This is a genomic window from Clostridium sp. TJA038, assembly GCF_058310255.1.
Genome location: NZ_JBZEFA010000004.1, coordinates 118,469 through 138,808 on the forward strand (window position 1 = coordinate 118,469; position 20,340 = coordinate 138,808).

16 protein-coding genes are annotated in these 20,340 nt (G+C 27.6%); 4 read left to right on the top strand and 12 right to left on the bottom strand.

All coding sequences use genetic code 11. From position 1 onward, the window contains the following. Positions 1 to 50 precede the first annotated feature (50 nt). The 3 genes from AC4FQV_RS08765 to cdaA all read right to left on the bottom strand — a co-directional run bounded on the left by AC4FQV_RS08765 (position 51) and on the right by cdaA (position 3,879). Positions 51 to 1,652 carry an NAD(P)/FAD-dependent oxidoreductase gene (locus AC4FQV_RS08765; protein WP_491165342.1) on the bottom strand — a complete coding sequence of 534 codons (1,602 nt, stop codon included), beginning with the start codon at positions 1,650 to 1,652 and terminating at the stop codon, positions 51 to 53. Positions 1,653 to 1,729: 77 nt separating this feature from the next. Next, complete coding sequence (locus tag AC4FQV_RS08770) at positions 1,730 to 3,055, bottom strand: CdaR family protein (protein ID WP_491165343.1); 1,326 nt, start codon at positions 3,053 to 3,055, stop codon at positions 1,730 to 1,732. Further along, a complete protein-coding gene (gene cdaA / locus AC4FQV_RS08775) occupies positions 3,022 to 3,879 on the bottom strand; it encodes a diadenylate cyclase CdaA (protein ID WP_491139870.1) in 858 nt (285 codons plus the stop codon). The genes AC4FQV_RS08770 and cdaA overlap by 34 nt, the downstream gene beginning before the upstream one ends. A gap of 160 nt (positions 3,880 to 4,039) precedes the next feature. Here cdaA and AC4FQV_RS08780 point away from each other — a divergent pair, with 160 nt between their 5' ends. Together AC4FQV_RS08780 and AC4FQV_RS08785 are read left to right on the top strand one after the other, a co-directional pair. Continuing rightward, positions 4,040 to 5,002, top strand: coding sequence for a hypothetical protein (locus AC4FQV_RS08780; RefSeq protein ID WP_491165344.1), 963 nt, complete (start codon positions 4,040 to 4,042; stop codon positions 5,000 to 5,002). Between the two features lie 72 nt (positions 5,003 to 5,074). Continuing rightward, the gene (locus tag AC4FQV_RS08785) at positions 5,075 to 5,674 is read left to right on the top strand and encodes a cell wall hydrolase (RefSeq protein ID WP_491165345.1); all 600 of its coding nucleotides are present in this window, start codon (positions 5,075 to 5,077) and stop codon (positions 5,672 to 5,674) included. Positions 5,675 to 5,704: 30 nt separating this feature from the next. Here AC4FQV_RS08785 and AC4FQV_RS08790 read toward each other — a convergent pair whose 3' ends face one another. The 4 genes from AC4FQV_RS08790 to ptsP form a co-directional block, all read right to left on the bottom strand. Further along, the gene (locus AC4FQV_RS08790) at positions 5,705 to 6,565 is read right to left on the bottom strand and encodes an NAD(P)/FAD-dependent oxidoreductase (RefSeq protein WP_491165346.1); all 861 of its coding nucleotides are present in this window, start codon (positions 6,563 to 6,565) and stop codon (positions 5,705 to 5,707) included. 29 nt (positions 6,566 to 6,594) lie between these two features. Beyond that, positions 6,595 to 6,909, bottom strand: a complete 315-nt coding sequence (gene trxA / locus AC4FQV_RS08795) for a thioredoxin (RefSeq protein ID WP_491165347.1) — start codon at positions 6,907 to 6,909, stop codon at positions 6,595 to 6,597. A gap of 117 nt (positions 6,910 to 7,026) precedes the next feature. Next, a complete protein-coding gene (gene iadA / locus AC4FQV_RS08800; RefSeq protein WP_491139875.1) occupies positions 7,027 to 8,196 on the bottom strand; it encodes a beta-aspartyl-peptidase in 1,170 nt (389 codons plus the stop codon). A gap of 175 nt (positions 8,197 to 8,371) precedes the next feature. Further along, positions 8,372 to 9,991 carry a phosphoenolpyruvate--protein phosphotransferase gene (ptsP, locus tag AC4FQV_RS08805; protein ID WP_491139876.1) on the bottom strand — a complete coding sequence of 540 codons (1,620 nt, stop codon included), beginning with the start codon at positions 9,989 to 9,991 and terminating at the stop codon, positions 8,372 to 8,374. A 463-nt stretch (positions 9,992 to 10,454) separates the two neighbouring features. On the opposite strand from ptsP, the gene AC4FQV_RS08810 reads away from it, so the two are divergent. After that, positions 10,455 to 12,464 (top strand): sigma 54-interacting transcriptional regulator, encoded by a 2,010-nt coding sequence (locus tag AC4FQV_RS08810; protein ID WP_491139877.1) that lies wholly within the window; start codon positions 10,455 to 10,457, stop codon positions 12,462 to 12,464. 37 nt (positions 12,465 to 12,501) lie between these two features. On the opposite strand, the gene AC4FQV_RS08815 is transcribed toward AC4FQV_RS08810, so the two are convergent. From AC4FQV_RS08815 to AC4FQV_RS08835, 5 genes are all read right to left on the bottom strand, one after another. After that, on the bottom strand, positions 12,502 to 13,536 hold the full coding sequence (locus AC4FQV_RS08815) for a ribonucleotide-diphosphate reductase subunit beta (RefSeq protein WP_491165348.1): 1,035 nt from the start codon (positions 13,534 to 13,536) through the stop codon (positions 12,502 to 12,504). A gap of 79 nt (positions 13,537 to 13,615) precedes the next feature. Continuing rightward, positions 13,616 to 15,847, bottom strand: a complete 2,232-nt coding sequence (locus tag AC4FQV_RS08820; RefSeq protein ID WP_491165349.1) for a ribonucleoside-diphosphate reductase subunit alpha — start codon at positions 15,845 to 15,847, stop codon at positions 13,616 to 13,618. A gap of 282 nt (positions 15,848 to 16,129) precedes the next feature. After that, positions 16,130 to 16,486, bottom strand: a complete 357-nt coding sequence (locus tag AC4FQV_RS08825) for an arsenate reductase family protein (protein ID WP_491139880.1) — start codon at positions 16,484 to 16,486, stop codon at positions 16,130 to 16,132. 156 nt (positions 16,487 to 16,642) lie between these two features. Next, positions 16,643 to 18,475: a sensor histidine kinase gene (locus tag AC4FQV_RS08830; protein WP_491139881.1), complete on the bottom strand. Its 1,833-nt coding sequence runs from the start codon at positions 18,473 to 18,475 to the stop codon at positions 16,643 to 16,645. Then, positions 18,453 to 19,151 (bottom strand): response regulator transcription factor, encoded by a 699-nt coding sequence (locus AC4FQV_RS08835; RefSeq protein WP_491139882.1) that lies wholly within the window; start codon positions 19,149 to 19,151, stop codon positions 18,453 to 18,455. Before AC4FQV_RS08835 ends, AC4FQV_RS08830 begins: the two co-directional genes overlap by 23 nt. 255 nt (positions 19,152 to 19,406) lie before the next feature. Here AC4FQV_RS08835 and AC4FQV_RS08840 point away from each other — a divergent pair, with 255 nt between their 5' ends. After that, on the top strand, positions 19,407 to 20,264 hold the full coding sequence (locus AC4FQV_RS08840) for a YitT family protein (protein ID WP_491139883.1): 858 nt from the start codon (positions 19,407 to 19,409) through the stop codon (positions 20,262 to 20,264). The last annotated feature ends 76 nt before the right edge of the window (positions 20,265 to 20,340 follow it).

Below are 20,340 nucleotides of genomic sequence, written 5' to 3' on the forward strand. Positions count from 1 at the left end.
ATAAGTTTTCAGAATATTCAATTTATTATTTTTTATTAAATTGTTAAAATTTAAACAGTGTATTCTTTCATTATATTCTCAGCAACTTTTAACCCATCTACAGCAGCTGATACAATTCCACCAGCAAAGCCAGCACCTTCTCCAGCTGGATAAAGCCCTTCTAATGATATACTTTGTAATTTCTCATTTCTTTCAATTCTAACTGGTGCTGACGTTCTTGTTTCAATACCTGTTAAAACACTATCCTTATGTCCAAAACCTTTTATTTTTCTATCAAAATCAACTATTCCTTCTTTTAAGCCCTCTATTACATAAGAAGGTAAGCATTTCCTTAAATCTTCAAATCTATAACCATTACTTAATACACTAGGATTAACAGACCCTAATTTTTTTGTAATTCTATCCTCCATAAAGTCTCCAACTAATTGAACTGGTGTATTATAATTTGCTCCTCCTAGCTTAAAGGCAAGTTCTTCATAATGTCTTTGAAACTTCATTCCTTCTAAGGGATGTTCTCCATTAAAGTCTTTTGGTCCAACTGTTACAACTAAAGCTGAATTAGAATTTTCTTTATCTCTAGCATGATAACTCATTCCATTTACACAAAGTCTATTTTCCTCTGAAGAAGCATTTACAACAACTCCACCTGGACACATACAGAAAGAATAAACAGCTCTATCTAAAGTTTTACTTTGATAAGCTAATCTATATTCAGCAGCTTTTAACTTTGGATGATTCGCATATTTCTCTCCATACTGACTTAAATTTATAACTTCTTGAGGATGCTCTATTCTAACTCCTATTGCAAAGGGCTTTTGCTTCATAAATATACCTTCATTAAATAACATTTCATAAGTATCTCTAGAACTATGTCCTAAAGCAAGTACTACAACTTCACAAGGAACTTCCTCTCCATTTACCTTTATTCCCTTTAACTTATTATCCTTTTTTATTATTCCTTCAAATCTTGAATTAAAATGTACTTCTCCACCACATTTTTTTATTTCTTCTCTAATATTTTTAACAACAGTTTTTAATATATCTGTTCCTACATGAGGTTTGCCTTTATATATTATTTCTTCTGGAGCCCCATTTCTAACAAGAGCATCTAAAACATAATCACACCTTGTATCCTTTATTCTAGTTGTAAGTTTTCCATCTGAAAAAGCACCTGCTCCACCTTCTCCAAATTGAACATTTGACTCTTTATTTAGCTCTCCAGTTTTCCAAAATTTTTCTACTGTTTTAGTTCTAGAATCTACATCTTCTCCTCTTTCAAAAACAATAGGATTAAACCCTTTCTTAGCTAGTAAAAGTGCTGCAAAAAGTCCTGCAGGTCCTAAGCCAACAACTACTGGTCTATGTTCTAATTTTTTATCACCAAAGCTAAAATCAAAATCATAATTTAACTTATCTATTTTTACATCCTTATCATTAAGTTTAGCTACTATTTTTTCTTCATTTTCATGTTCTATATTTACACAATAATTAAATTTTATTATATTCTTTTTTCTTGCATCTAAGGATTCTTTTATTATTTTTATGTCTCCAATTTCATCCTTAGACATTCTTAATTTTTTAGCTACTTTATTTCTTAAAAGACTTAAATCTTCATTTATATCTAAACTAATATTATTTATTCTAATCGTCATAACAAAACTCCTCCATTTTATTTCTTTAGTAAATTATTTTACCACAGAATACCCTTAAAGTAATCTGTGGTAAAAATTTATTGATTATTATTTCCATTTTCTTTGTTATTTTCTTCTGGAACACTTCCATTTTGTGCATTTTCATTCTTATTATTATCAGTATTTGTTCCTTGTTTTGGTGGTTCTTCTTTCTTTTTAAAAGTAACCTTAATCTCTGAAGGATTTATGCTAATTATCTTTATGTTATCATAAGAAGTTGTAACATTAGGTTTTAAACTTCCACCTTCTTCTGTAAGTTTTGATATATCTAAAGTGCATTTAAATTTACTTAAATCAATATTATTAACCAAATCCTCAGGACCATCTATAGTAATTTTTACAGTTTTACTATCTATTTCTGAAGTATATCCCTCTAATGAACCTTCTACATTTACAGGTAGTTCTAAATCTCTTTTTGCATCTTTACTAAAGGACAACTTTACATTTATAGTTCCCTTATCTCCACTTGATATAGTAAGCCCCTCTGGAATATTTAAATTTACACTAACTTCTGTATCATCACTATACTGTGAAAGGTCAATAGCTGAAGTATCAATAGAATCTACTTTATTAAGTTTATCCTCAGGCCCAAGTAAAGTTACTTTTCCCTCACTTGGAGTTATTGATTTTACAACTAATCCATTTTGAGGATTTCCTGTTGTTATTACATTAATAGGCACTTCCTTTGATTTTTTAACACCAAAAGATATATCTGCTTTATCTGGACTTATATTAATATCTTTTATTTCATTTCCACTTTCATCAATAGCTATAATAGGTAATTTCATGTTAACATCTTTTTTAACATCTTTAATTTCCCCTTTTACAACTAAAGATTTAACTTTGTTTACTAAAGATTCAGCTCCAGAAACTGTAGCACTTTCTGGACTTAAATTAATTTTATCTGCATATGTTCCCTGTGCAGTATTTATCTTTATATGATTTTCTATAGGTAAACTCTTTTCTTGATATTTATCAAGAACTATATTAACTCTTAAAAAGCCATTATTTTTTATATTTATATTATTTGGATAATTTTCTATTTGCACAGGTATATTATTATCCCCTTCTTTTAGAACATATTCACTTAAGTTAACAATAATTTTAAATTGATCTTTCTTAACCTTATAAATTTCAGTAGAAGGGCCTTCTAAATCTAAGTCTACAGTCAAATTTTGATTAGGCATCAGTACTAAATCATAATCTTTAAGAACATCACTATTAACAACCTGAACAGGAACATTATTTAACTTAAGATCTCTAATAGGATTTTCCACATTGATTATATACAACCAAAGAGAAAAGGATAATAATAGGCATATAAATTTTACTAAGAAATTTTTTCCTTTAATTTTCTTAAGCATATTTTCACCTTCTCCCCAAAAGTTTTACCTTTCTTACTTCTTCTATTTCTCATAACCTTTAATAATATACTTTTTAATTTCTTACCGTCATAATTTCTTGTTAATCTTCCCTTTACTGCTAGGGATATTGCTCCTGTTTCTTCTGAAACAACAATAACTAAAGCATCTGATATTTCTGATAAACCAATAGCAGCTCTATGTCTTGTTCCTAACTTTTTGCTTATAGTAGTGTCATCTGTTAAAGGTAATACACAGCCTGCTGAAACTATTCTATCATTTCTAATTATTGTTGCTCCATCATGTAATGGAGTATTCTTAAAGAATATATTCTCTATTAAAGCCGAAGTTATTACTGCATCTAATTGAGTTCCCGTAGAAATTATTTCAGCCAATCCAGTACTTTGTTCTATGGCAATTAAGGCTCCTGTCTTTGTATCTGCCATATCTTGAACAGCTGTTATAAGTTGGTCTATAACCTCTTCTAATTTTTGATCATCTTGAATAACATGAAAATCATCAAAAGCAGTACTTCCTATATGTTCTAAGGCTCTTCTTATTTCAGGTTGGAAAATAATAATTATTGATAAAACACCTATAGTTAAAGTTTTAGTTAGTATAAAATTTAACATCTGAAGTCTTAATACATAACTTATAGGAATTAAAATTAATAAAAGTATTACACCCTTTAATAATTGCTCTGCCCTTGTTTCCTTTATTAATACATATCCTCTATAAAATATAAAGGCCACAATTAATATATCTATAATTGACCAAATAGACATATCCTTTAAGCTATTTGTAAATAGCATTATTAATTCTTGCATCTAATTCACCTCCATTACAGTACCAATTAAATTATACAATAAAAATATAAATATAAGGTATATTTTAGTTTATTTCTTTTCAATTTTACATATTCTAGGTAATGTTATTGTTTAATTATTCATATATTTAAATAGAAAATTTTATAAGGGGGTAAACACTATGGAGTTTAAATTTAAAAAGTATATAGATAAATACTTAATATATATAATATTTGCAGTTCTTATATTAATATTTATAGTAGGTTTTTTATTTTTTAGAGCTCATAATGAAAAATCAAAAATTGAAGATATTGCTAGAAATGTTTCCGAAATTAATTTAACTTATGACATACCTAAAGATAAAATTAGTTCTGAAAACTACGTAAATTCCATTGAAAAAAAATTAAATATGCTAAAGGAAAACAACATAACTTTAAATTCTTTAAAAGTATCTAAAAATCATGAAAATATCCACAGTTCTTTAAATAAAGGACTAGATAAGAATATTGAGCTTTTTAATAAGCTTCTATATATTTTAAAAAATCCTGATTCATTAAATCTAAGTGAAGAATATTATAAAGTTTTAGACTTAAAAAAAGAATGTGAAAATTATTACTCTTTGTGTAGAGAAAACCTACTACCTGTTTATTTATATAAGGAAGGTTACAATTATATACAAGATATTTTTTATTATATTAATGAATTAATAAAGATTAATAGAGATAAAAAATTTATTCAAAGTCAAAAAAATGATTTTGTAGTTTCTATGAAATCATTAATATTCAAGCTTTCTTCATTAGATGAAAAACTTTTTGAAACAGCTAATATAATAAAAAATTCTGGAAGGAATTTAGATATATTAGCTACAGATATTGAAAAGAAAAAAAATGACTTAAAAGAAATTAAAAATACTCTGTACTCTATTCCTATTCCCGAAAAAGCTAATGATGCATTTTTAGCTCTTGAAAACGCCTTGAAATCTTTTGAAAATTATATTGAATTCTTTAATAAAGGTCTTTTAAAAGAAATTAAAAATAAGTATGTGGATACGTCTTATTATGAAGAAGCTGCTTCTTTATTTGATAAATTTAAAATAGATTTAGAAAAAGCTGAAAAAGACTTGGACCTTTATAATAAAAACTAACCCTCTTAGTATTAATTATTTTTTTTTGGTTACAATATACAAAGTAAAATAATTACCTAAAAGGAGGTTCTTATGAAAAAAAGTATTTATACTTACTTTGTCTTCGCCTTCACCTTATTATTTATAACAAATTTTATGGGAAAAGATGTTTTCGCACTTTCTCACTCAACTAAGCCAGTTAGCCAAAATAATTATATAGAAAAAAATGCACTAGCTTCTAACATAAATCCACAAGAAGCTTATGAAAATAATGGCGACAATAATATAGTCGCTGTATTTAAAAGTTCAGACTCTACAATTTCACTTACTAAAGATGACATATATTTAATGTCTCAAGTAGTTTATGCTGAAAGTAAAGGTGAACCTTTTGATGGCAAAATAGCTGTTGCTTCTGTTATCTTAAATAGAACTACAGACTCTCAATTTCCCAATACTATTCAAGAAGTAATAACACAAAAAAATGCTTTTTCTTGTGTTAGAGATGGAAAAATTGATGTTGTTCCTGATGATGATAGCTATAATGCAGTTTTAAAAGCTATAGAAGGATATGACCCAACAGATGAAGCATTATATTTTTATAATCCTAAAATAGCTACTTGTTCGTGGATGAAAGGCGTAGAAAAAACAGGAGAAAAAAGTATAGGTCAACATGTGTTTTTTAATGTTGTTTAAAAAAAAGCTAACACAAATGTGTTAGCTTTTTTATCTTTTACTATCTAAATATGCAACAGCACTTAAAGCTGCAACATTTCCTTCACCTGCAGCCTTTATATATTGATAGGGCTTACCAGTACAATCACCAGCTGCAAAACACCCCTCTATGTTTGTTTTCATTAATCTATCAACTTCAATATGGCCTTCTGTAATTTTTAGTCCTGGAACTAATTGTCCTGGAGATATACTATCTCTTAAAACAAAAATGCCATCTGTTTTTATGCTTCCATTTTTAGTTATTAATTCAGTAACTTTACCTTCTCCCCTTATTTCTAAAGGAATATCATCAATAACTTCAATTTTTGGATTTAAATTTAATTCTCCCTTATATCTAGGAACATAGTACACCTTACCTGCTAATTCATTTACAAAATTAGCTTCTTCTTCAGCTTCTTTATTATAGCCAATTATAGTTACTACCTTTTCTTTATATAATGGAGCATCACAAGTAGCACAGTATCCTACACCTTTTCCTAAGAATTCTTCTTCACCCTTCATAGGCTTTGTGTATTCAATTCCTGTAGCTATTATTATTGAAGTAGCTTCATACATTTTTTCATTTACCATAAGAGCGAAATATTCTCCCATAGCATAAACACTATTTATTCTTTCCTCTGTTATTTGTATATCCATTTCTTTTAAATGGCCCATAAATTGATTTTTTAAATCTATCCCATTCTTGCCTACAAATCCAAGATAATTATTTACTTTTGGTGCTTTAACAAGCTTTGTGCTTAAATCATTATTTCCAAAAAGAATAAATTTTTTATTTCTAATTTTTGCATTTAAAGCAGCAGATAGACCAGCAGGTCCACTTCCTATTATAGCTATATCATATCTTTCGCTCAAAATTTTTCATCTCCTTATGAAGCTAGTTATTAAATATGCTTTTTAATTGCTTCAGTTAAAGCAGCTTTTGGTCTAAATCCAACTAAAGTATCAACAACTTCTCCATTTTTAAATATTAATAAAGTTGGAATACTTTGAATTTGATATTTTCCTGCTGAAGCTGGGTTTTTATCAACGTCAACTTTAACGAATTTAACCTCTTTCATTTCTTCTCCAATCTCTTCTATAACTGGAGCTATCATTTTACAAGGTCCACACCAAGTTGCCCAAAAATCAACAACTACTAGCTCTTTAGCTTCTATTACCTCTGTATTAAAATCTTGATCATTTATATGTTTTACCATAATTATACGCCTCCCTATATACCCCTTAGGGGTATTTTATTATTTACAATTATATTATATTTAAAATATTAAGTCAATGTTACAAATAATAATTATTATAAAGCTTTTATAAATTTATTATTCAAAGGTGCCTTTTACTAATAATTTTTTATTATCCATTAAAATATTTCCCATAGATATAACAGAATCTATATCTAAATTTTCTTTATCTAATAAAACTATATCTGCATCCATACCAGTAGAGATAAATCCTTTTTGAGATAATTTTAAAACCTTAGCTACATTGCTAGTTATTACTTTAATTGCAGTTTCCATAGGAATCCCTAATCTTATAGATTCTTTAACTTCTTCAAAAAGACTTGATACAGAACATATACCTAATCCTACAAGTTCACCAAAATTATTAAATATCGGCATACTTCCATTTCCATCTGAAGAAAAAGTAATTTTCTCTACATCAACTCCACTTTCTAAAAGTTTTTTAAGCCCAAGTGATGCTCTAACTTCACCTTCTTCTAAATTTTCTGGATCTGAAGATGTTGTTAGGTCAATTTGTCCTCCTCTTTTTGCATAATTTATACCTTCTTCAAAGAGCTCCCTATTTCTTCCCATATGAGTAGGTATAATTTGATTTGCTGGAATTTCTGATTCATCTATAAGTCTAGTTATATAACTAAGCATTCTTTTTCCATTTCCTAAATGAACATTTACAATTCCAGCTTTTCCTGATAAAAGACCTCCTACTCTTGCTTGAGCAACTATATTTGCAAATTGCTCATAAGTTGGTTGAGAACTTCTATGGTCTGATAATGCTATTTCTCCAACACCTATTATTCTATCAATTAATAATAAATCACTTTTTATATTCTCTGTTATAGTTTTTACAGGAACATCATAAGAACCTGTATAACAGTAACAAGTTACGCCTTCTTCACAAAGAGCATTAGCCTTTGCAACTAGCCCCTTCATATCTCTACACACACCATCAGTTCCAATGCATCCAACCAATGTAGTTATACCACCTTTTATTATACTACTTAATTGTATCTCTGGAGTTCTTGTTCTAAAACCACCTTCACCTCCACCACCGATTATATGCACATGAGAATCTATAAATCCTGGAACAGCTATTTTATTTTCTCCATCAATGACTTGTATATTTATAAAATCCTTAGGTATTTTCACAAAATCATATATACCTTCAATCTTATCATTTAAAATTACTATATCTCTTTTCCCTAAATACTCTGGGTCATAAACCTCAATATTTTTTATTATCTTTATCAAAAAATCACCTCCCTTATTTAAATTACTATTATTTTTACCTAAAACTCAATAATAATAATTTAATTTTACAAAAACTTATTTTATAAAAAAAAGGCACGAATAAATTCGTGCCAAAACTTAGGGTTTGAGTGTTATATTAATATTTATTTATATATTAAATTTTTAATATTTTTAACTATTCTTGTTCCATTATTATTTTTTTAGCTGTAAGGATTGAAGTAGCACTCATTGAGAATTCATCTAAACCATATTCAACTAAAGTTGGTATAGCTTTTTCATCTCCTGCCATTTCTCCACACATTCCTACCCACTTACCATGTTTGTGAGCTCCATCTATTGTCATTTTGATTAATCTTAATACAGCTGGATGCATTGGGTTATAAAGGTATGATACCTTTTCACTCATTCTGTCTGCAGCTAGTGTATATTGAATTAAGTCATTAGTTCCTATTGAGAAGAAATCAACATGTTTAGCTAATTCATCAGCATAAACTGCAGCTGCTGGTATTTCTACCATGATACCCCATTGAGTTTCTTCTGAGTAAGCTATTCCTTCTTGTTTTAATTCTGCTTTACATTCTTCAACAAAGGCCTTAGCTTCTTGGAATTCCTCTAATCCTGAAATCATAGGGAACATTACTGCAAGATTTCCATAAATAGAAGCTCTTAATAAAGCTCTTATTTGAACTCTAAAGATATCTTTTCTATCTAAGCATAATCTTATAGCTCTATATCCTAAGAATGGATTCATTTCTTTTGGTAATGGTAAGTATGGTAAAGTTTTATCTCCACCTATATCTAAAGTTCTTATAACAACTTGTTTACCATTTGCTTTTTCTAAAACATATTTATATGCTTCAAATTGTTCATCTTCAGTTGGTGCTTCTTCTCTATCCATATATAAGAACTCTGTTCTGAATAGTCCAACACCATCTCCACCGTTTGCTAAAACTTGATTTATATCTTCTGGCTTTCCTATGTTTCCACAAACTTCTATTCTTCTACCAGACTTAGTAGTAGTTTTAACATCTATTAATTTCTTTAATTCTTCTTGCTCTGCTTTATATTTATCTAATCTAGCTTTGTATTCATTTATAGTAGCTTCATCTGGATTTATTATAGCTACACCTTCTATACCATCAACTATTACAGTATCACCATTTTTAACTGAAGTTGTTATATCACCTAATCCAACAACAGCTGGTATTTCTAAAGTTCTAGCCATTATAGCTGAGTGAGAAGTTCTTCCACCTATATTAGTTAAGAAACCAATAACTTTGCTTCTATCTAATTGAGCAGTATCTGAAGGTGTTAAATCATGAGCTACAATAACAGTATTAGCTCCTAAATTCTCCATTCCGTTTCCGCCCTTACCAGCTAGGTTAGCTATTATTCTCTTTGAAACGTCTTTTATATCTGCTGCCCTTTCTCTCATATAAGGGTCATCCATAGAATCAAATATCATAACGAAAGTATCTGTAACATTTTGAACAGCTTTCATAGCATTTAATTTATCATTTTCTATAGTCATTTCCATTTGACCTGTAAATTCTACATCATCTAATAACATTAAATGAGCTTCAAAAACTTCTGCTTCATGTTCACCAATTTCTTTAGAAGTTTTTTCTTTTATAGTTTCTAATTGTTCTCTTGACTTAGCTAAAGCTTTAGCTAATTTTTCCTTTTCAGCTGCTACATCTGAAACTTTATCATCAGATATTATTATTTCCTCATGTTCTTGTATAAATACAGTTCCTATTGCATATCCTTTTGAAGCGGCAATACCTTTTTTCATTATGTAGTCCTCCTTTAAGTTAGTACTCAATTAAATACAACATTAAATATCAATCACAATTCAATCAATTCACTTTTCAAATTCACTGCTTATATATAACAGCAATTTGCGTGCCAAGTTTTTAATTTTATTATTTTTCAAAATATATTATTCTCATAAACACTAGTAAAAATGCCTATAAATATTAGAAAAATATTTTATTTATTAAAAACTTACTCTAAGGAATTACTTATATTGGTTAATTTAATTATACTAAATCTGATAAAAAATATCAAACCAATTTATCTATTGATACTTTTTATCAAATAATTCTTTTAAAGCCTTACTTTATTAACATATATACTTTTAAATCCTTTAAAATAGTACTTTTTTCTGATAATATATTAATTAATATTTGATAAAAAATATCAACCTTATTTATTTGTTGTAATTTTTAATAAAACTTTGGATGGTGATTTACTTTATGTATTCAAGAGAATTAGTTATAAAAACTCCCTTAGGCTTACATACTAGATATTCTGCTATGATTGTTAATAAAGCATCAGAAATAGAATCTAAATATAAAGTTAAGCTATATATAAAAAAAGAAAAATACACAGACTGGCTTGGAATAAGCATGCTTGCAATACTTTCTCTAAAAGTTTTACCTAATGAAAGTATTTTAATAGGCTCTAAAACAGAAGGTATGATTGAAAAATTAGCAGTACAATCTCTTCTTGAATTTATAGATAAAAATATAAATACTCCTCCTTTAGAATGTGAAAATAGTGAAATAGATGAAATAATAGATGCTAGTATAATAGCTAATGAGCAAGTTTTAGAAAGTTTACCTATAGGAATTGTTGTAATAGATATTGACCAAAACATAATAACTATAAATGATTATGCTCTAAAATTTATTGGTCATAGTAGAAAAGAAGTTAAAGGAAGACAAATAACAGAAATTATTCCTTCTTCACAACTTCCCCATGTAATGCTTAGTAATTTAAAGAAATATGGTTCAACGCTTCATATAAATAACAGAATAGGTTTAGTAAATAGTTCACCACTTTTTATAAATGAAAAAATAATAGGTGCAGTTAGTGTTATTCAAGATGTTTCTGACATAATAGGCATGAAAGAAATAAATGAAAAATTCACTAAAATATTAGAAAACTCACAGGATATGATTTGTTTTGTAGATGAAAACGGAATAATAAACTACTTAAATCCTGCATACATTAAAAGTTTTTCTAAATCTTCCTCTGATGTTTTAGGAAAAAGCATTTTTGATATAGCACCAAATGGACTTCGTGCTAAAGTTTTTAAGGATAAAACCTTATTAAAAGATGTAATTCATAAAAAGAACGGAATAAATGTTATAAGTACAATTGACCCTTTATTTATTGATGGACAATTCAAAGGAGTTATATCAACCTCTAGACCTGTTAGTTTGATAAAGGAGCTTATGTCAAAGCTAAACAAATCAGAACAAGAATTAGATTATTATAAAAATGAATTTTTAAGACAATTATCTAAAAATTCATCTTTTAACAATATTATAGGCTCCACTAGAACATTAAAGGATATTATGTATATGTGCCAAAAAGCTTCAGAAACAACTTCAACAGTTCTTATTAGAGGTGAAAGTGGTACTGGAAAAGAACTTATTGCAAAGGCAATACATAATAATAGCAACAGAAAAAATAAACCTTTTGTAAGAGTAAACTGTGCATCAATTCCTGAAAATCTTTTAGAGAGTGAACTTTTCGGATATGAAAAAGGGGCTTTTACAGGTGCAGTTCAAAGTAAGCCTGGTAAATTTACAATTGCACATACTGGAACAATATTTTTAGATGAAATAGGTGATATGCCTTTATCTATGCAAGTTAAACTTCTTAGAGTTTTGCAAGAAAGAGAAATTGAAAGCGTTGGAGGAATAACACCAAAAAATATTGATGTAAGAGTTATTGCTGCAACTAATAGAAATTTAGAAGAAATGATTAAAGAAGGCTCTTTCAGAGAAGATTTATACTATAGGCTTAATGTTTTAGGAATTAATCTTCCTCCTCTTAGAGAGCGTAAAGAAGATATTCCAGAACTTGTAGAACACTTTATTTCTAAGTTAAATAAAAAGCTAAATAAAACTATATTAGGAATAAAACAAGATGCTTTAAATTTATTAATTGAGTACTCATGGCCTGGAAATATAAGAGAACTTGAAAATATAATGGAGAGGGCTATAAATCTTTGTGATAATGATTATATAGATAGTTCCTATCTTCCTTCATATTTAAAGCCCGTTGAGCTAAAATCCTTTAATTTAAATATTGATATTGAACACATACTTCCCTTTGAAGAGTATGAAAAACAAATTATAGAGGCTGCTATGAAAAAATATAAAAGCTTTAATAAAGCTGGTAAAGCTTTAGGATTAACTCATAGAACTATTTCTCTAAAGTGCAAAAAATATGATATAGATATAAAAAAATAAAAAATACCTAGAGTTATTCTCTAGGTATTTTTTTATTTTATAAATCATCTATTAAAGCACCAGCTTTTGCATATGCTGTTGATTTAGCTTCAAAAAAGTCTGTTTTTACTTGATTTGCATCAGCATAATAATCTACCCAAGGAGCTGGATTTTCATCATATCCCTTAAATAATCGTCCTAAACCAATAGCTTTAGCTCTTAAATTTCCAATATATTTTATATAATTTTCTATAAGATTATTATTTATTCCAGAAACATTATCTCCTATAACATATTCTCCCCAAGCAATTTCATGTTCAACCCCAGTTTTTATCATATCTCTTAATTCATCTTTTAATTCCTCTGTAAAAACTTCTGGTATTTCTTCTTGTAATTCTTTTATTATATTTCTAAATAACCATAAATGAGTGTTTTCATCTCTATTTATATACCTTATTTCTTGAGCTGAACCTGGCATTTTACCATTACGCTCTAAATTATAGAAAAACATAAATCCTGAATAAAAATAAACACCCTCTAAAATATAGTTAGCCATTACTGATTTTATAAAGTTTTCCATGCTAGATTCTTCTAAAAATTTATTATATAAATCTCCTATAAACTTATTTCTTTGAAGTAATATAGCATCATCTTTCCATTGAAATAATATTTCATTTCTTTCTTCTGGTGAACATATACTATCTAGCATATAACTGTAACTTTGAGAATGCACAGCTTCTTGAAAGGCTTGTATAGTTAAACATAGATTAACCTCTGAGGCAGTTATATAACTATTTATATTTCCTAAATTTGCCGTTTGTATTGAATCTAAAAATATTAAAAAAGAAAGTATCTTATCATAAGCTGTTTTTTCTTCTTTAGTTAATTTTTTATAATCCTTTAAATCTTGAGCTAGGTTTATTTCCTCTGGTATCCAAAAATTATTCATTGCCTGTCTGTACCAATCTGAAACCCATGTATATTTCATATTGTTAAAATCATTTAAATTAGTTGTATTACCATTTATCATTTTTTTCTTATTAGTTTCAATATCTCCAAACTCATTAAAAAGCGGTCTTTTATTTATTTCCATTTTATTCACCTTTCATTATTTATTTATACATAATAGATACTCATCAATAAAAGATGAGTATCTAAAAAAATTTTATATTTTAAGCTGAACAACTTTCACACTCTTCTACACTTAAAGATTTACTTCTTACATAATAAATACTTTTAACGCCATTTTTATAAGCAGAAATATAAAGATTCATTATTTGTCTCATAGTATAGTCTGTTGTTATATATAGGTTAAAAGATTGCCCTTGGTCTATATGTCTTTGTCTTACTCCATTAGCTTTAACTGTAAATTCTTGGTCAACATTATAAGCTGAAACATAATACCAAAAATTCTCTTGGCATAAACCTGGTGCTACCTTCGGAGTAATACTTCCTTTCTTTTCTTCTAACCAAAATCTATTCATAACAGGGTCTACTCCTTCTGAAGTTCCTGCTAAAGTAGCTGTTGAACCATTTGGTGCTACTGCAAATAAATAGCCATTTCTAATTCCATACTTAGCTACTTCTTCTTTTAATTCTCTCCACTTAGGTGAATTATATTCTCTTAAATTAAAGTAATCCCCATTACTCCAATCTGAGCCTTCAAATAAAGGATAGCATCCTTTTTCCTTTGCTATGTTTAAACTAGCTTTTATAGCATAGAAATTTATTCTCTCATAAACTTTATCTACAAAGTTTAAATGTTCTTCTGAGTTCCAAACAATTTTATTATTTACAAGCATATGGTGATATCCTGAAGTTCCTAATCCAACTGCTCTATATCTTTTGTTTGTTATTTCAGCAAAGGGAACTGAATAATAATTTAAATCTATTACATTATCCATAGCTCTTATTTGAGTTTCAACAACATATTCTATCTCTTCCTCTGAAGTAACATCTACATTTCCTAACACTACAGAAGAAAGGTTACAAACTACAAAGTCTCCTGGTTTAGTTTTTTCAACAACTAAAACATCACCATTTTCATCCTTAATCTCTGTCTTTTCTATTTCCATAGCACTCATATTTTGCATTATTTCAGTACAAAGATTTGATGAATATATCATTCCTTTATGTTTATTAGGATTAAATTTATTTACTGTATCTCTATAGAAAGCAAAAGGTGTTCCTGTTTCTGCAGCACTTTTTATTATAAGCCTTACAATATCTTTAACACTCATAACTCTCTTTTCTATTCTTTCATCTTCTACACATTCATAGTATTTCTTTTCCCATTCTTCTCCATAAAAATCCTCTAAAGAATATCCTTTAACAGTTTTTATTTCATGAGGACACATCATATACCAGTTAGCATCTATATCATTTTCTGCTAATTTCCAAAATAAATCTGGATAACAAAGTCCTGGGAATATATCATGAGCTTTCTTTCTGTCATCTCCATTATTTGTTCTTATTTGAAGAAACTCTGGTAAATCTTTATGCCATGCATCTAACCAAATTGCAACAGAACCATTTCTAACACCTAATTGGTCAACTGCTATGGCTGTGTCATTAAATAATTTTATCCAAGGTATAATTCCACCTGACGCACCTTTAAAACCTCTTATAGCTGAACCTAGGGCTCTTACCTTGCCCATATAAATTCCCATTCCGCCACCAAACTTAGAAACCTTAGAAAAATTATCTAAAGATTTATATATTCCTGCTAAACTATCTCCTACTGTATCTATAAAACAAGAACTTAGTTGATAAAATGGTTTTCTTGCATTAGACATAGTTGGTGTTGCCATAGTAGCCTTTATAGAACTTAAAACATCATAAAATCTCTTTGCCCAGTAAAGTCTATTTTCTTTCTTTTCTGGTATAGCAAGGTGCATAGCAATCCCCATAAACATTTGCTGTGGAAGCTCTAGAGGTAATCTGTTAAAATCTTGTATTAGGTATCTTTTAGATAATAGACTTATTCCACTGTATGTAAATAAAAAGTCTCTCTCTCTTTTTATTTCTTTTTCTAGTTCTTTTATATCCTCTTTAGAGTAATTTTCTAATATATATTTTCCGTATAAGCCTTTATCTGTTAGCTCTTTTATAAATCCATAAAAATCATTGTATGGATCTTCATCTTTATCAAGTCCTCTATTTTCTCTTACCTCTTTATATAAGTTTTTAACATATAATTTAGCAGCAATTTCTTGCCATCTTGGCTCTACTTGAGAAGTTAACTCTAAAGAAACTTGTATAAAGGATTTTATTATTTCCTTTTCTCCCATCTTTGAGGTAATTATATTATCTAAAGCTACTTTAAGCTTTTCCTCTGTATATAATTCGCTCTCATCTTTTAGCTCCTCTATAGACCATGTACAATATCTCTCTAATAGTGTCATCAAATAGCCCTCCACAATATATAGTAATTATTTTTATTCTTCGCACAATATCTTGACAATTTATTATAATAATTAAAAATTGTTTTGTAAAATTCATATTTCTTGATAAGGCTAACTTATTTTAAGAATAACCCTTATTATATAAGTCATATTTTCTTTTTTTAGTTTTATTCGACTAATAATGATTATTGACATTTTTAAATAATAAAGATATGAGAGTATTTTTATAAAAAGAAAAATAGGTCGCAAGGAAAAGTAATATCTTTCCTTGCGACCTATTTTTTATTTTAATTTTTCCTTCCACTCATCCTCTTTAAAACCTATAAGAACTAAATCTTCTTTTATAAGTAAAGGTCTTTTAACTAGCATTCCATTACTTGATAATATTTCTAAAAGTTCCTCTTCACTAGCTGTTTTTACTTTATCTTTAAGATTCATTTCTCTATAAAGTTTACCTGAAGTATTAAAAAACTTATTTAACTTAACTCCACTTTTTTCATACCAAGTTTTTAATTCTTCCTTAGTAGGATTTTCCTCAACAATCATCCTATCTGTAAAATCTATATTGTTCTCTTCTAACCATTTCTTAGCTTTTCTACAAGTACTACATTTAGGATATTCTAAAAATAAACAACTCATTTTCTCACACCTTCTTTAAATATATTGCAAGTATGCAATAAAAATTATTATGTAGTAATTATACTCTTTATAGCTAAAATTTTAAATATATTGTGTTAAAAGAATAATATATTTTTACATATAAATTATTTAGAAAAATTAATCAAAATTTTATTATTAATTTATTTCTTCTTCATCATCTTCTTTATTTTTAGGAATTATTACAAAGGCCTTAAATAAATCTCCCTCACACTCAACTCTAAATCTTCCATTATGAAGTTCTACAATTGTTTTAGCTATGGCTAATCCTAAACCAGAACCTTCTATACTTGAGTTTCTTGATTCATCTCCTCTTGCAAATCTTTCTAAAATATCATTTTCATCAAAATCTAAAGCATAAGAAGAAATATTTTTAAAGGATATTTCTACATAGTTTTCAAAGTCCTTTATCTCTACATAAACTCTAGTCTTTTCTAAACTATATTTTAAAGCATTGGTAGTTAAATTTTGAAATACTCTAGACATTCTTTGAGGGTCTATTTTAACCATGCATTCCTCTGGTCCATTTATCTTAAACTCTATTTCCTTTTCTGAATAAAAATCTTCAACTTCAGCTATACATTGATATACTAACTGAATTATATCTATATTGTATTTAAATAATTCTACTTTTCCTGAGGACATTTTAGAAACCTCAAATAAATCATCTATTAACTTCTTTAAAGTTTGAGATTTTTTATCTAGTATTTGTATATACTCTTTTCTTTCTTTTTCAGTTATATCATTTAATTGAAGAATATTTACATAATTTATTATTGATGTTAAAGGTGTTTTTAAATCATGTGATACATTTGATATAAGCTCAGTTTTTAATTTTTCATTTTTTATTCCTTCTTCAACTAATTCTCTATAACATAGTCTTAAGTCATTTACATCATCTGCTAACTTTCTTATTTGCTCATCATCATTTTCTTTAATTTCAATATCTGTATCGCCTTTTTTAACTTTTTCTATTCCATTTATTATTGTATCTAATCCATCATATTTTCTTATAAACTTAACTATAAAGTTTATAACTAATACTATAGGAATTATTAAAATGTATCTTGTATCTACTAAAACATAATGATATTGCTTCCAAACAAATTCTATGTTTCTCATAAAACCATTTATAAGCATATATATTATTGTAAAAGAAAATACAAAAATAACCACTTTATCTTTTAAAAATTCTTCTATGAACATTCTCTTTGTTATTAAAACATTTATACTATCTAATACTCTAAATAAATATCCATTTTTCCAACTATCTTTATAAGCTTTTATACCCATATTTTTAATCATTGAAATTTTCTTTAAAAGTAAAAGTATTACAATAAGAGTGGTTGTCATAGTAACTAAAAAGGCTATCCTAATTGAATTGATTTCAGAGTCATAAAGCTCTCCTCTTGAAAAGTATATTTCTTCATAATCTCCTGAAGAATTTATCTCTTTAAAAACAACATTATCATTTTTAGATAAGCTCTCTAAAACTTCCTTTGGAGTAGATAAATTATAAGGTTTTTCATAAAACCAAACTCTATTTGAATAATATTCTCCAGTTTTTTTATTTATAATAACTACTCCTGAATAGCTTGTAGCTCTTTCTTGAAGTTTTTTAATAAACTCTTGCTTTTCTTCCTTTGAATCAAGATTATCTAATTTACTTAAGTAATTTGTTTCATTATAAATAAAATCCGATATATCTACTGATTGTGCTAAGAGTCTGCACTCTTTATATTTATGTGGATTTATAAGTGCATCTCTATACATAACTCTATTACATATATTAGGATTTCCTTTAGCATTTAATTTAGCTATATTATCAAAGGAGTAACCTCCAAATAATATTATATATAAAACAGGTATAAACAATGAAAATATTAAAATAAACATATTTTCTATGCTTCTTACTGAAAGGCTATAGTTTCTCCACCATCTTGAAAAACTATTTGTCAATTTTATACCCAAGTCCCCACACCACCTTTATATACTCAGGTTCTTTTGAATTTATTTCTATCTTTTCTCTCATCCTTCTTATATGAACAGTTACGGTGTTTTCACTTTTATAAAAAGGTTCTTCCCAAACTCTTTCATATATTTCTTTAATAGAAAATATTCTTCCAGGATGAGAAGCTAAAAGAGTTAATATTTTATATTCTGTTGCAGTTAACTTTATATTTTCTCCTCTTAAGGAAACTTGTTTATTTACAGTATCTATAGTTAAGTCTTTTATAACTATTAAGTCTTGAGTATTTTCTTTATTTAAAGGATAATCGTATCTTCTTAATTGCGACTTAACTCTTGCAACAAGTTCTAAGTGATTAAAGGGTTTTGTAACGTAGTCATCTGCCCCAATATTTAACCCTAATATTTTATCGCTATCCTCTGATTTTGCTGACAATAATATTATGGGTATATTTCTGCTCTCTCTTATTTTTAAGCAAGTTCTCATTCCATCTAATTTAGGCATCATTATATCTAAAACAACTAAATGTATATCTTCTTTATCTAAAATTTCTAAGGCTTCCATTCCGTCTCCAGCCTTTATTACATTTATTCCTTCTCCTCTTAGATATATGTCTATGGCGTCTCTTATCTCTTTTTCATCATCTACAACTAAAACATTAAAATTTTCTTTTTCCATAACAAAGCACTCCTTAAACTTATGCCTCCTCTAAATATTAAAGGAGGAAAATTAAAATTAACCTATTTATTTATTACGATTTTCTTAAGATACATCTTCTACTATTAATTTTATGAAATTCTTAGTATATACAATGTATTTTACCATAAAAACACATTAGTTGCTTTTTCAAAGTATTTATTGGCTTTACTTTACCCAAAAAAGCATTATAATTACCTATGAAATTATTTATTCTAAGATTTAGGAGAATCCCAAATGAATTACATCAAAGAGAAAAAAGAATTACTTATTGATAATTTATTTATTATCATAGGATGCTTTATCGCTTCTTTAGGAGTAAACTTATTTTTATCTAATGCTAAACTTCTTAGTGGTGGTGCTACAGGTATTGCACTTATATTCCAGTATTTAATGGGAGTTAATTCTGGTATTGTTGTTTTACTTATAAATATTCCACTATTTATACTTAGTTATTTTAAGTTATCAAAGATGTTTACATTTAACTCTGCTATAGGAATGCTAGCTTTATCCCTTTCACTAATGATAACGGCACCTTTATCAAATCTAATTAATCTAGATGATAAATTGCTTTATTGTGTTTTTGGTGGTGCTATATGTGGCTTAGGCTATGGCTTAGTATTTTCTAAAGGTGGCTCAACTGGTGGAACAGATATACTTACTATGGTTATCCGTAAAAAGTACTCAAACTTTAATATAGGCTCTTTAAGCTTTATATTAAATATGTGTATAGTAGGTGTAGGAGCTATATTCTTTGGATTAGAAACAGCTCTTTATACTCTTATTTCTATTTTTGTTCAAACAGTTTTAGTAGATAAGGTTATTAAAGGGATACACTCAAAACAACTTTTACTTATAATAACCGATAAGGAACAACAGGTTATAAATTATATAATAAAGGACCTTCATAGAGGAGTAACCTCTCTTTTAGCTGAAGGAGAGTACACTCATGACAGAAAGAAGATGCTTTATTGTTTAGTTACTACAAGACAAATGATTGAATTAAAAAATACAATACATTATATAGATCCAAATGCCTTTGTAACTATAATGGATGTTTCCGAAGTAAAAGGAAAAGGCTTTAAAAATATATAAACTAAAAGCTATGCCTAAATTAATGGCATAGCCTTTTTTTCTTATAAAATAAAATACTAAATCATATATTTAATAT

What these genes read in the sequence shown, in the direction of transcription:
- AC4FQV_RS08765 (WP_491165342.1), bottom strand. Translation starts at nt 1,652, where the DNA reads ATGACGATTAGAATAAATAATATTAGTTTAGATATAAATGAAGATTTA.
- AC4FQV_RS08770 (WP_491165343.1), bottom strand. Translation starts at nt 3,055, where the DNA reads ATGCTTAAGAAAATTAAAGGAAAAAATTTCTTAGTAAAATTTATATGC.
- cdaA (WP_491139870.1), bottom strand. Translation starts at nt 3,879, where the DNA reads ATGCAAGAATTAATAATGCTATTTACAAATAGCTTAAAGGATATGTCT.
- AC4FQV_RS08780 (WP_491165344.1), top strand. Translation starts at nt 4,040, where the DNA reads ATGGAGTTTAAATTTAAAAAGTATATAGATAAATACTTAATATATATA.
- AC4FQV_RS08785 (WP_491165345.1), top strand. Translation starts at nt 5,075, where the DNA reads ATGAAAAAAAGTATTTATACTTACTTTGTCTTCGCCTTCACCTTATTA.
- trxA (WP_491165347.1), bottom strand. Translation starts at nt 6,909, where the DNA reads ATGGTAAAACATATAAATGATCAAGATTTTAATACAGAGGTAATAGAA.
- ptsP (WP_491139876.1), bottom strand. Translation starts at nt 9,991, where the DNA reads ATGAAAAAAGGTATTGCCGCTTCAAAAGGATATGCAATAGGAACTGTA.
- AC4FQV_RS08810 (WP_491139877.1), top strand. Translation starts at nt 10,455, where the DNA reads ATGTATTCAAGAGAATTAGTTATAAAAACTCCCTTAGGCTTACATACT.
- AC4FQV_RS08815 (WP_491165348.1), bottom strand. Translation starts at nt 13,536, where the DNA reads ATGGAAATAAATAAAAGACCGCTTTTTAATGAGTTTGGAGATATTGAA.
- AC4FQV_RS08820 (WP_491165349.1), bottom strand. Translation starts at nt 15,847, where the DNA reads ATGACACTATTAGAGAGATATTGTACATGGTCTATAGAGGAGCTAAAA.
- AC4FQV_RS08825 (WP_491139880.1), bottom strand. Translation starts at nt 16,486, where the DNA reads ATGAGTTGTTTATTTTTAGAATATCCTAAATGTAGTACTTGTAGAAAA.
- AC4FQV_RS08835 (WP_491139882.1), bottom strand. Translation starts at nt 19,151, where the DNA reads ATGGAAAAAGAAAATTTTAATGTTTTAGTTGTAGATGATGAAAAAGAG.
- AC4FQV_RS08840 (WP_491139883.1), top strand. Translation starts at nt 19,407, where the DNA reads ATGAATTACATCAAAGAGAAAAAAGAATTACTTATTGATAATTTATTT.